The organism is Fictibacillus enclensis (genome assembly GCF_030123385.1).
GTDB lineage: Bacteria > Bacillota > Bacilli > Bacillales > Fictibacillaceae > Fictibacillus_C > Fictibacillus_C enclensis.
The window spans coordinates 3,672,216-3,684,961 of record NZ_CP126109.1 but is presented as its reverse complement, the minus strand read 5'-3'; the positions used below and the strand labels follow the sequence as shown (position 1 = coordinate 3,684,961).

Annotated in this window: 16 protein-coding genes and 1 riboswitch; of the genes, 9 read left to right on the top strand and 7 right to left on the bottom strand. The window is 44.1% G+C overall.

What is annotated here, in order from left to right; genetic code table 11:
• The first annotated feature begins 19 nt into the window (after window positions 1-19).
• Window positions 20-1,522, top strand: a complete 1,503-nt coding sequence (locus QNH15_RS19335; protein WP_283889767.1) for a sodium-dependent transporter — start codon at window positions 20-22, stop codon at window positions 1,520-1,522.
• Entirely contained in the window at window positions 1,522-1,629 is a 108-nt protein-coding gene (locus tag QNH15_RS19330; protein WP_283889766.1) for a methionine/alanine import family NSS transporter small subunit, read from the top strand. Before QNH15_RS19335 ends, QNH15_RS19330 begins: the two co-directional genes overlap by 1 nt.
• Window positions 1,630-1,673: 44 nt before the next feature.
• On the opposite strand, the gene QNH15_RS19325 is transcribed toward QNH15_RS19330, so the two are convergent.
• The gene (locus QNH15_RS19325) at window positions 1,674-2,675 is read right to left on the bottom strand and encodes a M23 family metallopeptidase (protein WP_283889765.1); all 1,002 of its coding nucleotides are present in this window, start codon (window positions 2,673-2,675) and stop codon (window positions 1,674-1,676) included.
• Window positions 2,676-2,869: 194 nt separating this feature from the next.
• Here QNH15_RS19325 and lipA point away from each other — a divergent pair, with 194 nt between their 5' ends.
• Window positions 2,870-3,763, top strand: a complete 894-nt coding sequence (lipA, locus tag QNH15_RS19320; protein ID WP_283889764.1) for a lipoyl synthase — start codon at window positions 2,870-2,872, stop codon at window positions 3,761-3,763.
• Between the two features lie 29 nt (window positions 3,764-3,792).
• Here lipA and QNH15_RS19315 read toward each other — a convergent pair whose 3' ends face one another.
• Window positions 3,793-4,440, bottom strand: coding sequence for a YhcN/YlaJ family sporulation lipoprotein (locus QNH15_RS19315; protein ID WP_283889763.1), 648 nt, complete (start codon window positions 4,438-4,440; stop codon window positions 3,793-3,795).
• A gap of 111 nt (window positions 4,441-4,551) precedes the next feature.
• Between QNH15_RS19315 and QNH15_RS19310 the strand changes: the two genes are divergently transcribed.
• Window positions 4,552-4,833 (top strand): YutD family protein, encoded by a 282-nt coding sequence (locus QNH15_RS19310; RefSeq protein ID WP_283889762.1) that lies wholly within the window; start codon window positions 4,552-4,554, stop codon window positions 4,831-4,833.
• Between the two features lie 18 nt (window positions 4,834-4,851).
• On the opposite strand, the gene QNH15_RS19305 is transcribed toward QNH15_RS19310, so the two are convergent.
• Together QNH15_RS19305 and QNH15_RS19300 are read right to left on the bottom strand one after the other, a co-directional pair.
• Window positions 4,852-5,145: a hypothetical protein gene (locus QNH15_RS19305; protein ID WP_283889761.1), complete on the bottom strand. Its 294-nt coding sequence runs from the start codon at window positions 5,143-5,145 to the stop codon at window positions 4,852-4,854.
• A gap of 90 nt (window positions 5,146-5,235) precedes the next feature.
• Complete coding sequence (locus QNH15_RS19300; protein WP_090235342.1) at window positions 5,236-5,505, bottom strand: DUF3055 domain-containing protein; 270 nt, start codon at window positions 5,503-5,505, stop codon at window positions 5,236-5,238.
• Between the two features lie 153 nt (window positions 5,506-5,658).
• On the opposite strand from QNH15_RS19300, the gene QNH15_RS19295 reads away from it, so the two are divergent.
• Window positions 5,659-6,108 carry a DUF86 domain-containing protein gene (locus QNH15_RS19295; RefSeq protein WP_283889760.1) on the top strand — a complete coding sequence of 150 codons (450 nt, stop codon included), beginning with the start codon at window positions 5,659-5,661 and terminating at the stop codon, window positions 6,106-6,108.
• Window positions 6,109-6,189: 81 nt separating this feature from the next.
• Window positions 6,190-6,831 carry a helix-turn-helix transcriptional regulator gene (locus QNH15_RS19290; protein ID WP_283889759.1) on the top strand — a complete coding sequence of 214 codons (642 nt, stop codon included), beginning with the start codon at window positions 6,190-6,192 and terminating at the stop codon, window positions 6,829-6,831.
• 94 nt (window positions 6,832-6,925) lie between these two features.
• Here the strand turns inward: QNH15_RS19290 and QNH15_RS19285 are convergent, their stop codons facing one another.
• The gene (locus tag QNH15_RS19285; RefSeq protein ID WP_283889758.1) at window positions 6,926-7,915 is read right to left on the bottom strand and encodes an acrylyl-CoA reductase family protein; all 990 of its coding nucleotides are present in this window, start codon (window positions 7,913-7,915) and stop codon (window positions 6,926-6,928) included.
• Between the two features lie 363 nt (window positions 7,916-8,278).
• A riboswitch (SAM riboswitch) is annotated at window positions 8,279-8,382 on the top strand.
• Window positions 8,383-8,474: 92 nt separating this feature from the next.
• Here QNH15_RS19285 and QNH15_RS19280 point away from each other — a divergent pair.
• Complete coding sequence (locus QNH15_RS19280) at window positions 8,475-9,779, top strand: homocysteine synthase (RefSeq protein WP_283889757.1); 1,305 nt, start codon at window positions 8,475-8,477, stop codon at window positions 9,777-9,779.
• A gap of 64 nt (window positions 9,780-9,843) precedes the next feature.
• Here QNH15_RS19280 and QNH15_RS19275 read toward each other — a convergent pair whose 3' ends face one another.
• Window positions 9,844-10,029 carry an alpha/beta-type small acid-soluble spore protein gene (locus tag QNH15_RS19275; RefSeq protein WP_283889756.1) on the bottom strand — a complete coding sequence of 62 codons (186 nt, stop codon included), beginning with the start codon at window positions 10,027-10,029 and terminating at the stop codon, window positions 9,844-9,846.
• Between the two features lie 145 nt (window positions 10,030-10,174).
• On the opposite strand from QNH15_RS19275, the gene QNH15_RS19270 reads away from it, so the two are divergent.
• Window positions 10,175-10,945 carry a TIGR01457 family HAD-type hydrolase gene (locus QNH15_RS19270; RefSeq protein WP_129480474.1) on the top strand — a complete coding sequence of 257 codons (771 nt, stop codon included), beginning with the start codon at window positions 10,175-10,177 and terminating at the stop codon, window positions 10,943-10,945.
• 74 nt (window positions 10,946-11,019) lie between these two features.
• On the opposite strand, the gene QNH15_RS19265 is transcribed toward QNH15_RS19270, so the two are convergent.
• Window positions 11,020-11,517, bottom strand: a complete 498-nt coding sequence (locus tag QNH15_RS19265; RefSeq protein ID WP_283889755.1) for a phosphatidylglycerophosphatase A family protein — start codon at window positions 11,515-11,517, stop codon at window positions 11,020-11,022.
• A 142-nt stretch (window positions 11,518-11,659) separates the two neighbouring features.
• Here QNH15_RS19265 and yutH point away from each other — a divergent pair, with 142 nt between their 5' ends.
• The gene (yutH, locus tag QNH15_RS19260) at window positions 11,660-12,685 is read left to right on the top strand and encodes a spore coat putative kinase YutH (RefSeq protein ID WP_283889754.1); all 1,026 of its coding nucleotides are present in this window, start codon (window positions 11,660-11,662) and stop codon (window positions 12,683-12,685) included.
• The last annotated feature ends 61 nt before the right edge of the window (window positions 12,686-12,746 follow it).

Sequence of the window (12,746 nt, the reverse complement as noted above, 5' to 3'; positions counted from 1 at the left end):
ACAAGTTAGGGGGCATACGATGGAAAAGAGACAACAATGGGGATCGAGATATGGTTTTATTCTGGCAGCTGTAGGGTCGGCTGTTGGACTGGGTAATATTTGGAGGTTCCCCGCAGTAGCGTATGAAAATGGGGGAGGCGCTTTTTTCTTTCCTTATTTATTTGCGCTCTTGACAGCAGGTATTCCCATTTTGATTCTTGAATTTACACTCGGGCACAAGTTCAGAGGTTCGGCTCCTCTTTCTCTTTTCAGAATGAATAAAAAAGCAGAATGGCTGGGATGGTGGCAGGTTCTAATCGCCTTTGTCATTTCGACCTATTATGCGGTCATTATCGCCTGGGCGGTGAAGTTCTGTATCTACTCGTTTGGCACCCAATGGGGGGCTGATACAGAAGGTTTTTTCTTTGGCAAGGTGCTGAAGTTATCTGAGAAGCCGGGTGAAATCGGAGGCCTTGTTCCAGGCATCGTGGTTCCTCTTCTTTTCGTCTGGGTGGTTACCCTCATTGTTTTATACAAAGGCGTATCCAAAGGAATCGAAAGGCTTAATAAAATTTTCATACCGGCGCTTGTGGTCATGTTTTTGATCATTGTTATACGTGCGTTAACCCTTGATGGAGCGATTCAGGGACTTGAGGCATTCTTCAAGCCGGATTGGAGCAAGATCGCAGACGGGAAAGTCTGGGTCGCCGCGTATGGCCAGATTTTCTTCTCACTGTCCATTGCTTTTGCCATCATGGTCACTTATTCCAGTTATCTTCCGAAAAAGTCGGATATCAACAATAATGCGTTTATCACAGCTTTTGCAAATTCAGGATTCGAATTGCTGGCAGGAATTGGCGTATTTGCGGCTCTGGGATTCATGGCTATGCAGCAAGGAGTGCCTGTGGATAAGGTAGTAAGCAGCGGTATTGGACTTGCCTTTGTGGTCTTCCCAAGCATCATCAACGAATTTCCTGGACTCAACGGATTGTTCGGGGTCTTGTTCTTCCTTTCCCTAGTTTTTGCTGGAATGACTTCCCTGATTTCAATTTGTGAAACATATGTAGCTGCTGTACAGGAAAAGTTCAATATCTCCCGTACAAAAGCGGTACTCACTGGGGGCCTTATCGCAACAGTCATATCTCTTCTTTACGCTACAAAAGGCGGAATGTATTTGCTCGATGTAGTGGACTACTTTATTAATAATTTAGGAATCGCTCTTGCTGGTCTGGTAGAAGTCATACTCGTCGCTTGGTTCTTTAAACAGCTTGGAGGACTTCAGCGTCATGCAAATGAAGTTTCAGACCTTCTCACTGGTCTGTGGTGGAAAATATGCCTTGGAGTGTTAACACCGATCGTTTTGGGTTACATGATGTACGATAATATCAAGCAAAATATTGCAAGTAACTATGGGGATTATTCCACTCAGTTAGTTACGTATGCAGGCTGGCTAGTTGTGGCAGCTGTTATTATCATTGGTATTCTCTTCTCTGTCAAAGGCTGGAGAACATCTACAGAGCAAGAGAAAAAGGAGGTCATCTGATGTCAGGAAGTGCGATTATTATGATGCTTGTTGGTATGGTGATCATCTGGGGTGGACTGTTGGCAAGTATTTTGAATGTGGTACGTGTTTCCAGGAAATCCCGATAAATGAATAAACAAATCCACCCGGTACCTGATGCCGGGTGGATTTTTTAATGTTTCCTGCTTGCTATGCGGTCCTGCCGTTCCCAGGCGCGCAGGTATGGATAAGGATCAAATGCCCATTCGGTATAACCGTTATCGCGGTACATGCCGTAATGCAAATGGGGTGGGAACTTACCGGAGGTGCCGGGTGGTCCGTATCCGGAGCTTCCCACATAACCGACGACCATGCCAGGTTCAACAACGCTTCCCTTTTTTATTCCTTTATTAAAGCTGGAAAGGTGGGCGAAATAGTGATAAACATTGTTGATATCACGAATTCCGATCCGCCAGCCGCCGAACCTGTTCCATCCTTTCATTTCCACAACCCCATAGGAGGTCGCTTTCACAGGAACCCCGTAATCCGCAAAGATGTCGGTGCCTTCATGAATGCGCAGACCGCCATATCCCCTTCGGTCTCCCCAGGTATTTTTGAAGCTGTAGTTGGAGCGCAGGGGAACAACAAACGAATGGCGGGTGAGTGCAACTGTTCCATACGATTTGTAGATTTTGGCGTTTTCCATAACGATACTGACGGCTTTATCCCTTCGGTAAAAGTCCCATAAGCCGATTTTAAAATTTTCTTCATCAAAGCCGTATTTACCAATGAAATCTGAAAAGGTATAAAGCAAATCTTCGTCGTTATTTCGGTCAGCGATGCCGTCGTTGTTTCCATCCATTCCGGCTCCGCCAAAAATCCGGATAGAGCCAGGGTTCTTATCATCCATATTGGGATTCAATGGACCGGACCACTGAATGGGGGAGAAATAGATGCCCACCAGCCCTGCGGCTTTGGGCAGGTCGGTTCTTGCACGCCGGACACTTCGCTCGTACTGGTCAACACCAGCAAAGTAGTACCAGGGTATGTTTGTGATGGTTTCCATTTTCTTATAAAGAGCGAGCCGCTGGACGTCTTCTTTACTGTATAAAGGAGCCGCAGCCTGTGCTTGTTTGACGGGCAGAATGAACCCGATGCATGAAGCAACTAAGAGAAGTCTTAGCCATTTTTTCATGGTGAGTATATCAACTCCTTTCCTGCATCATACCTATAGTTTGGTTGCTATAAGAAATTTCATTTTATATAAATGATGGAAATATCCGTGATTGGAGTTTTTTTGGCATGTATGTTAAAGTTCTAATGTATCTCTACTTTTACAGCATGGCTGAAATCTGTTGTGCTGGATGATGAAGAATTGGAGTGAGGATCTTGGCTAAGAAGGAAGAGCACATCCGGAAACCGGAATGGCTAAAAATAAAGCTGAACACAAACGATAACTATAAGGGCCTCAAAAAAATGATGCGCGAGAAGAAGTTACATACCGTTTGTGAAGAAGCACGATGTCCCAATATTCATGAATGCTGGGCAGTAAGAAAAACAGCAACCTTTATGATACTGGGTGATGTTTGTACCCGTGCATGCCGTTTTTGTGCAGTGAAAACAGGTTTGCCGACTGAGCTTGACTTGCAGGAGCCGGAACGCGTGGCCGAATCCGTGGAACAAATGGGATTAAAACACGTGGTAATTACAGCGGTTGCACGAGATGATTTGAAAGATGGCGGCGCAACAGTTTTTGCAGAAACTGTGCGGGCCATCCGTAAGCGCAATCCGTTCTGCTCTATTGAAGTATTGCCTTCTGACATGATGGGGGTATTTGAAAATCTTGAAACATTGATGGATGCCAAGCCCGATATCATGAACCACAATATTGAAACCGTTAAACGCTTGACACCAAGAGTCCGTGCACGTGCGACCTATGACCGGACACTCGAATTTTTGCGTCGTGCAAAAGAAATGAACGCGAACATTCCTACAAAATCCAGTATCATGATTGGACTTGGAGAAACGTGGGAGGAAATTATTGAAACCTTTGACGATCTCCGTGCAAACAATGTGGATATCGTAACTGTAGGGCAGTATTTGCAGCCAACCAAAAAACATTTGAAAGTTCAAAAGTACTATCACCCTGATGAGTTTGCTGAACTTCGCAAAATTGCGCTTAGCAAAGGGTTTAAACACTGTGAAGCAGGGCCGCTTGTGCGTTCTTCCTATCATGCAGATGAGCAGGTCAATGCAGCCAATAAAGCGGTACAAAGCAACTAAGAAAAAGCCGGGATTTGCATCCGGCTTTTTTATTTTTTCCTGTTCATGTCCGTATTGGACATATTTTCATTTTCACCCTTCATTTCACCATTCGGATTTTCGCCGTCACTCACTTTGTAGCCTTGCGGTGACTGCTTCATCTCTTTGATGAGCCGGTCAATAATGCCTTCTGCATTGTCTGTGTCGTAGTTCACGGAGCGGTACTGTTCCAGTTTTCCGATCATTCCTTTTTTATCGGATACATAGACATGGTAGTAGCGCGGGACGACAGAGAATGCTGTTCTTTTTACGTTGTCTGCGATGGCCATTCTGTTCTTACTGGTCGTTTCATAGGCCATAAGGACCTCTTCATCGGTCACCAGGACAGCCATGTCCTTGATGTTTGGCAGGCGGACGGCCATGTCGGTAATCATATCCGCCAATTTTTGGCGGTCCATTTTCGGTATTTTGTTGGCGGAGAGGGGTTTTGTGTTTTCGCCTTTGTATTCATGGCGCACATAGCCAAAGTCCCCGTATCTTCTGTCGGTTCCCATCGTATCATTATCGTTTTTGTACTTTTTATAATTGGTATTGGAAAATTTATATCCGCTTGTTGTTTCTTTTCTTGTATCATCATCTGAGCATGCCACTAACAAAGCAATACAAAAAATCAGTGGAACAGCCAGTTTCTTTTTCATGTGGATTTCACCTCCTTCCCCTTAGGGTGACCACAATAATGAACTTTTTACAAAGAAATTGTTGGCTGTATTTTTAACGGACGTGGTAAACTATAAGGGTGAGGTGAGTTCATGATTTATATCGGTGAGCATTGCTACGAACTGGTAGAAAATAACAAAGAGGCCTTTGACGAGGAGCAGTTGAAGTCAAGGTATAGTGAAATTTTACATAAATACGATTATCTGGTTGGCGATATTGGCTATGAACAGCTTCGGCTGCGCGGCTTTTTTGACGATGGGCATGATAAAGCGACTTATGACACAAAGATCAGCACTCTGCCGGAATACATTTATGAGTACTGCAATTTTGGCTGTCCTTATTTTGTCCTGAAAAAAATAACCCCCGGTAAATAGGGGGTTATTTGCATTGCCTTACGCCTTAAAGTTTTGGTATGGTTCTTCTGTATTTTCATCCGGATCATCATGCGTCGGATGGGCACCCGGAAATTGACGTTCCAGCCCTTCGTGGAGATTTTTGTACTCATAGTTAAATGCACTATAAGACCGCTGGTTTTCCTTCCATGGTGTCGACTTTCCGAGTTTTGCATTGGTAGGTGAGCCATAAGGCCCTTCCGGAAGGTCTTCTGGAAGAACATAGCGTCTTCCCGTTTCAACATTGGAAAAGTCCGTATAGGTCTCTTCATCCTTGTTATACAAAACAACCATTCCCTTCAGGCAGGATCAGGATGGAAAATTTCCATCCTTCTTACATTGCCCATAGAATGGCTTTTTTGTGCAGGTTTTAAAAAATTCCCATTATAGGGTTTCGTATAAAAATTCCCGGAGTTCCTGAGCATCTTCCTCCGTCAGATTGTAGGCATGCTCCAGATAGCCTTCTTCATCCAAATCATCTTCTCCAATAATAGCGAAACGGCTGCCTTGCATATCGAGGATTAAGCTCTTGCCATAGTGTCTTCCTGTTTTGACAATGGCGAGATCAAATCGCGTATTTGTACCCATGAAGCTGACAAACCGCGTTTCTGATTTTTCTGTATCGTCGTATAGAAAAAAACGTTCTTCTGCCATGTTCGGTCCTCCTTGCCATCGGCCAGTTGCTTCTTTTCCATTTCATCATAGCAGACAACTGAAAAGTTGCAAATAGCATCCTGCTCACCCAATTTGTATTCCGTTTTGTGATAAACTAAAAAGGAAGAACATTAACAAGGCAGGGTGGATGCTATGTATTTTGTAGACAGAAAGAAAATTGAACAAAACCTGGTATATCTTGAATTTTTGCTGAAGCATCTGGATGAACTTTCAGGCGGCGGATCTTCCATTGAGAAATTGGCATTGGAGCGTTCGGCACATGTCATTATTGAAGGCATGATGGATGTGGGGAATGCAATGATTGATGGATTTATTATGAGAGACCCGGGCAGCTATGATGACATCCTTGATATTTTGGAAGATGAGAAAGTCATCACCGCATCAGATGCAAAAGGGTTGAAACAGGTCATATCACTAAGGAAAATGCTTGTGCAGGAGTTCTCAAATGTGGATCATGATGCCATCCATTCCATACTGGCAGACAACAGAGACCCACTGAACAACTTCCCTTTCAGAGTACGAAGCTACATTGAAAAAGAACTGGGTCCTGTTTCAGCGTTTTTACCGGAGGATCAACAATAAGCAGCGTTTTTAAACATTTTTGTTTAAAATGTACTTTTGATGATTGATGTTGTAAGATAGGGGTAAGGAAGGTGATGGTTTATGGCTATGGCTAATAACACCTCTACCCGTTCAGAACTCATTCATTTATTGAAGCGATATCGAAAATTAACCGTTACGGAAATGGCCGGCCAGCTCGGGATTACCGAAATGGCTGTACGCCGCCATTTAAATACATTAGAGAGAGACCGACTGATTGAATCCACTCTTGTCCGGCAGGCGATGGGCCGTCCACTGAGTGTGTATCAGTTATCCGAAGCAGCGGATGAACAGTTTCCCCGCAATTACTCCGGTCTGACTGTGGAGTTTATGAAGGACATTCAGGAAATTGCAGGCGATAAAGCGGTCCACGAACTGTTTGTACGCCGGGAAAACCGCTTGAATGAAAAGTATAAAAAACGGATGGAGAATAAAAGCTTCGAGGAAAAAGTTGCTGAACTCGCCACGATCCAAAATGAAGCCGGCTATATGGTGGAATGGGAAAAGACCGAAGACGGACAATTTGAATTAAAGGAGTTTAACTGCCCTATTGCCAAAGTGGCAAATGAATACCAACAGGCCTGTTCCTGTGAACTGTCTCTGTTCCAAAAAATGCTTGGCACAGAGAAGGTCGAACGGACACAGTGCTTGGCAAAAGGCGGCTCCTATTGCAAATACTTGATTTCTGAAGAGAAAAACGCTTAAATACCCTAACGGCAGAGCAGTCGATAGGGTTTCTTTTTTAGTAGTAAATAAAGAAAGGAGCCTGTTTTTTTCTGCAGGCTCCTTTCTTTATTCATTATTGAACCTTTACAATCACGCGTCCTTTGTTGTTGCCTTCCACCGTAGCGCGTAAAATATCCGGAAGCTCATCAAGGGTGACTTCTTGTCCCATTATATCCCCTGCATGCTCAGTTTTTAAATCTGTGGCAATGCGCTCCCAAATGGTATTCCTGACTGTTGCCGGGCAAAAAACCGAATCGATTCCGAGAAGGTTGATCCCTCGTAAAATAAAGGGATATACTGTGGTATGAACATCGGTTCCCCCTGTTAGTCCGGAAACCGCAACAGAACCGCCGTATTGAATCGAGCTCAGCAGGAATTCAAGTGTTTTTCCTCCTACTGGATCAACGGCTGCTGCCCAGCGCTGGGAATAAAGGGGTATGTTGTCTTTTTTTACCACTTCATCACGGTCAATGATGTCACTCGCTCCAAGTTCTTTTAAATAACTGTGCTCTGATTCCTTGCCGGTACTTGCTGTGACACGGTAGCCAAGATTGGAAAGCATGGATACCGCTTGGCTGCCCACGCCTCCGGTTGCTCCCGTCACAATCACAGAGCCGCTTTCTGGAGTTATACCGTGCTCCTGAAGGCGATGGACCGACAGTGCAGCAGTGAAGCCAGCAGTTCCATATAGCATTGCATCTTTTAACGTTAGTCCCTCGGGAAGGGGAACCACCCATTCCGCGGGAACTCTTGCGTATTCACTGTACCCGCCAAAATGGGAAACACCGAGCTTATAGCCCGTTACAAGAACCTTGTCCCCTTCCTGAAAGTCAGGTGAAGAAGAATGGGAAACGGTTCCTGACAAATCAATTCCGGGAATCATGGGGTAGTGGGTTACGATGGAACTTTTATTTTGTGCTGCCAGTCCGTCTTTATAATTGACGCTTGAATAAGCCACCCTTATGGTGACTTCGCCTTCTAGAAGATCGTCGAGAGATAACTCCTTTTTTGTAATATCGACCTGATCATTGTTTTTCTCGAGAACGATGGCTTGAAATGGCATGAGATTCCTCCTTTTATATGACTATCATCTAATAAGTAATACCCTTTCATCAGATCGGGTTAAACGGCAGAAATATTTATTTTTATTATTTTACATATATGTTTAAAAAAGGTTGTTGTATTGATGAAGGCAGGGGGAAGGAAAATGTTTGTTGGAATACCTTTATTAATCGCTGCTGTCCTGGGAATTTTAGTTATACTTTTAACCTGGTGGTTTAGGAAACACAAATTATCTTTATTCAATCGCGGGTTACATGATGGCTACAAAAAAACTTTCGCCAAGGCAAAACTCTGTAAAAATAAAAAACAATTGACACGAAGGATAAAGTTCAGTATTATTCAAACTAACTTAATATTCAGATGTATCTTATCCAGAGAGGTGGAGGGACTGACCCGATGAAACCCGGCAACCAGCAGGAAATGCATGGTGCTAATTTCAGCAGAACAGTATGTTCTGAAAGATGAGAGCCGACGGTGAAAACTGCGACCTCTTCTTTTGGAAGGGGTCTTTTTTATAGGCTCTTAATGAACAAATACATATTAAGAAGGAGAGATGGAACATGAGTGAAGAAAGAGAATACGGGTTTGAAACGATTTCATTGCACGAGGGGCAAAAAGTGGATCCAACAACAGGGGCAAGAGCAGTTCCGATCTACCAGACAACATCCTATCAGTTTGACAGCACAGAGCATGCTGCGAATTTGTTTGGACTAAAAGAATTCGGAAACATCTACAGCCGGATCATGAACCCGACGCAGGACGCGTTTGAGCAGACCATCGCCAAGCTAGAAGGAGGAGTTGGGGCGCTTGCGGTTGCGTCCGGTCAGGCAGCCATTACCTATTCCATCGTAAATATTGCAGGTGCCGGAGATGAGGTTGTTGCCTCAGGATCCTTGTACGGGGGAACGTATAACCTGTTTGCCAATACGCTGCCAAAGCTTGGGATAAATGTGAACTTTGCTGAGCTCGATAACCTGCAATCCTTTAAGGATGCCATCACAGAAAAAACAAAAGCCCTTTATATAGAAACCATCGGAAATCCAAAGATTGATGTGGCGGATATTTCAGCGATTGCGGATATTGCACACGAAGCGGGTGTGCCGCTGATTGTGGACAACACATTTGCCACACCTTATCTTTGCCGTCCGATTGAACATGGAGCCGATATTGTAGTCCATTCAGCAACCAAATTTATCGGCGGGCATGGTACGTCCATTGGTGGCTTGATTATTGATTCCGGAAAATTTGACTGGACCAACGGCAAGTTTCCAGGATTGACAGAACCGGATAACAGCTATGGAGGCGTAGTTTATACAGAAGCGGTCGGACCATTGGCGTATATCATTAAAGCACGTGTTCAGCTTTTAAGAGACCTTGGATCTTGCGTATCGCCATTCAACTCCTTCTTGTTCATTCAGGGGCTGGAGACACTGTCTCTGCGGGTAGAACGCCATTGCGAAAATGCATTGAAAGTGGCGAAGTTCCTGCAGCAGCATCCTGCAGTTGATTGGGTCAACTATCCTGGCCTCGAGGACAACCAATACCATGAACTGGCAAACAAATATTTGCCAAAAGGTGCTGGAGCGATTCTTACGTTTGGTGTAAAAGGCGGAGTCAAAGAAGGAAGCAAACTCATCGAAAATGTGAAACTTTTCTCCCACCTTGCCAATGTAGGAGATTCAAAATCCCTCATCATCCACCCTGCGAGTACAACGCATCAGCAGTTGACTGAGGAAGAGCAGCGCAAAGCAGGAGTTGCTCCTGAGATGGTAAGACTTTCGGTTGGTATTGAAACGATTGATGATATTATTTATGATCTCGAACAGGCGCTTGCTGTCATCAGCCCTGTTCCAAGCGGTCAATAAGACGTCATACCCAACAAAGAAAAGAAAAAAACAGGAGGGGCAAGCAAGTTACCCTCCTGTTTTTCTATGAAAGCTGTTGTTCTGCCATTTGAATGAGGCGTTTTGTGATTTCTCCACCTACTGATCCATTCTGTCTTGCAGCCGTATCCGGCCCAAGGTTAACGCCAAATTCTCTTGCAATCTCCATTTTCATTTGATCCAGTGCATTTTGTACGCCTGGAACAACTGTTTGGTTTGTATTTTCAGCCATATGATGCCCTCCTTTTTTATAGAATGTGTAGTATATGGAAAAATATACATGATGAGGAAAATGATTGGTTTGCCAATCTCAATCTTTGTTAGAAACCGTTTATATTTGGTACACTAAAGCCGTTAATAAAAAAGGAGTCAAGATGATGAAAAGTTATAAAGGATATTTGATTGATTTGGATGGAACCATGTACAGAGGAAAAGAACGAATTGATGAAGCGGTGGAATTTGTAAAAGAATTAAACCGCAGAGAGCTGCCATATCTGTTTGTAACCAACAATTCTTCCAAAACCAAAGAAGAAGTGGCAAGAGTGCTTCAAAATTTTGAAATTCCCGCAACATCTGACCATGTATATACGACCAGTATGGCAACGGCCAATTACATTGAAAAGCTGAAACCAAATGCAAGCGTATATTGCATTGGGGAAGAAGGAATTCGCCAGGCTCTTGAAGAGAAAGGCTTCACTTTGACCTCTGAACAGCCTGACTTTGTCGTGATGGGAATCGACCGCTCCATTAATTACGAAAAATTAGCACTGGCCTGTCTGGCTGTAAGAGGCGGCGCCCATTTTATTTCGACCAATGGAGACATTGCATTGCCGACGGAAAGAGGTCTTTTGCCTGGCAACGGTTCACTAACCTCCGTAGTTGCTGTTTCCACACGAACCGAGCCTGTGTTTATCGGCAAGCCTGAAGCAGTCATTATGGAAATGGCACTTGAACAGCTTGGCACATCCAAAGAGGAAACCTTAATGATCGGTGACAATTACGATACCGATATTCTTGCCGGAGTCCGTTCCGGTCTTGATACTCTTCTTGTCCATACAGGGGTCACTCTTAAAGAACATCTCACAGATGTAGAGGTTCAGCCGACCTATACCGTCAATGGCCTGGATGAATGGAAAGCTTTTGAATAAAAGAAACAGCACCCTGAAGGATACTCCTGTTGTTTTTCAACAATGGGAGGCATTTTCCTAAAAGGTGCTGTTTTTTATTCTGCGTTCGCTGCACGGTGGGCAAGACGGCTCGATGCTGCTGCCGCAATGGCTCCCACAATATCATCCAGAAAGGTGTGAACTTTTCCACTGGATTTGTCATTCAGTTTTTCCAGTATGCCGGGTTTTTGTTTATCAATAAATCCGTAATTGGTAAAACCGATCGATCCGTATATGTTAACAATGGATAATGCAATCACTTCATCGATACCGTACAGGCTCTCATCCCGTTCCAAAATTTCTTGAAGCGGTCCCTCAAGCATCTTTTTTTCGGCGAGCATGTCAAGCTGTATTCCAGTCAGTATGGCGTTTTGTACCTCCCGCTTGGCAACTACCCGTTCCACGTTATGCAGACAGACGGACAAATCCAGGTCCGGATGGTAAGGTACCTGAAGAAAATAAACAAGCTCTGCGATATCTTTTAATGTTACGCCACGCTCAGTAAGCAGGCGCATGGCCGTTTCCTCAACATTCTCTACCTTTTTCTCTCTCATAAAAATCTCCTTATCTTCCGCGACGTTTGGGTTTTTATAGTATATGTGTCCATACCTAACTTATGAGTCCAGCCAAAAATTAATAACCAACCGTGCAGTTGGGTCATAGACTATAATTATTGATGAACTTGGGGTGAGGGCTGTGTTCGAAAGAGACGTTTATCATCATTATCAATTATATTGCGAAGGCAAGCGAAGCATCAGCGGATACCGGTATTTTGTTTCTGGCGGGGAACCGTACCTTGTTGTTCCGCAAAAAAAGATCACGATCGACCGGATCGAAGAGATCGTGTACTTTAGCGATTATTTAAGATATAAGGGAGAAACCGGAATTGCGGGGCTTTTTCCAACGATGACCAACATGCCCAATGCGAATATTGAAGGTGAATCCATCCTGTTGTTTAAGATTGAACAATCAGAGCGGGATGCTTCTGAAAAAAAGCCAATGGGTGAGGAACTGGCCCTCTTTCACAGAAACGGTAAGGACCTGCCTCCTCCGCCTGTTCCGACTGAAAGTTATTTGTTTGGAAGCTGGGCATTGCTTTGGATGAACCGGGTCGATCAGGCAAAGGAATGGTACCTGGAGGTTTTTGCCAAGCCGGTGAAAAACGAGTTTGACACCTTGTTTTTAACCACGTTTCCGTATTTTGAAGGATTATCCGAGAATGCCATTCAGTACATTATTGATTACAACCTGGAGGATTCCATGAGGGAGGAAGAAGGGCCCTCAATCGTGCACGAACGTTTTCAAGAGAACTCCTGGCTGCAGTTTGACAACGATTATGTAAAACTTCCTACTGGTTGGGTGCTTGATCATCCTGTCCGTGATATCGCAGAATGGATCCGCTCATGCGTATATCAAAGAAACTTCAGCCCGGACAGTGTTACAACCTTCCTGGATGAGTATGAAAAAGTGACTCCGTTAAAAAGAGAAGGATGGAGATTGCTGTACGGAAGGCTTCTTTTTCCTGTCTGGTATTTTGATATGATCGAAAACCATTACAAAAATGAACGGGAGATTGGCAAAGAACTGTCTCAGCATAAATTTACGGAGTATTTGCTGATGGAAGAACAGAATGAAGCGTTTTTACGCTCCTTTTTCCCGATGATCGGTCTTCCTGCAGACCGTCTGCAGATTCCCGTAGTGGATTGGCTGATCCCCAACTGACGAAAGTGCTCTATTTAAAGAGCGCTTTTTTCTTTTGAAATGAAAGCGGGAACATGAGAAA

What these genes read in the sequence shown, in the direction of transcription:
- QNH15_RS19335 (WP_283889767.1), top strand. Translation starts at nt 20, where the DNA reads ATGGAAAAGAGACAACAATGGGGATCGAGATATGGTTTTATTCTGGCA.
- QNH15_RS19330 (WP_283889766.1), top strand. Translation starts at nt 1,522, where the DNA reads ATGTCAGGAAGTGCGATTATTATGATGCTTGTTGGTATGGTGATCATC.
- QNH15_RS19325 (WP_283889765.1), bottom strand. Translation starts at nt 2,675, where the DNA reads ATGAAAAAATGGCTAAGACTTCTCTTAGTTGCTTCATGCATCGGGTTC.
- QNH15_RS19315 (WP_283889763.1), bottom strand. Translation starts at nt 4,440, where the DNA reads ATGAAAAAGAAACTGGCTGTTCCACTGATTTTTTGTATTGCTTTGTTA.
- QNH15_RS19310 (WP_283889762.1), top strand. Translation starts at nt 4,552, where the DNA reads ATGATTTATATCGGTGAGCATTGCTACGAACTGGTAGAAAATAACAAA.
- QNH15_RS19305 (WP_283889761.1), bottom strand. Translation starts at nt 5,145, where the DNA reads ATGGTTGTTTTGTATAACAAGGATGAAGAGACCTATACGGACTTTTCC.
- QNH15_RS19300 (WP_090235342.1), bottom strand. Translation starts at nt 5,505, where the DNA reads ATGGCAGAAGAACGTTTTTTTCTATACGACGATACAGAAAAATCAGAA.
- QNH15_RS19295 (WP_283889760.1), top strand. Translation starts at nt 5,659, where the DNA reads ATGTATTTTGTAGACAGAAAGAAAATTGAACAAAACCTGGTATATCTT.
- QNH15_RS19290 (WP_283889759.1), top strand. Translation starts at nt 6,190, where the DNA reads ATGGCTATGGCTAATAACACCTCTACCCGTTCAGAACTCATTCATTTA.
- QNH15_RS19285 (WP_283889758.1), bottom strand. Translation starts at nt 7,915, where the DNA reads ATGCCATTTCAAGCCATCGTTCTCGAGAAAAACAATGATCAGGTCGAT.
- QNH15_RS19280 (WP_283889757.1), top strand. Translation starts at nt 8,475, where the DNA reads ATGAGTGAAGAAAGAGAATACGGGTTTGAAACGATTTCATTGCACGAG.
- QNH15_RS19275 (WP_283889756.1), bottom strand. Translation starts at nt 10,029, where the DNA reads ATGGCTGAAAATACAAACCAAACAGTTGTTCCAGGCGTACAAAATGCA.
- QNH15_RS19270 (WP_129480474.1), top strand. Translation starts at nt 10,175, where the DNA reads ATGAAAAGTTATAAAGGATATTTGATTGATTTGGATGGAACCATGTAC.
- QNH15_RS19265 (WP_283889755.1), bottom strand. Translation starts at nt 11,517, where the DNA reads ATGAGAGAGAAAAAGGTAGAGAATGTTGAGGAAACGGCCATGCGCCTG.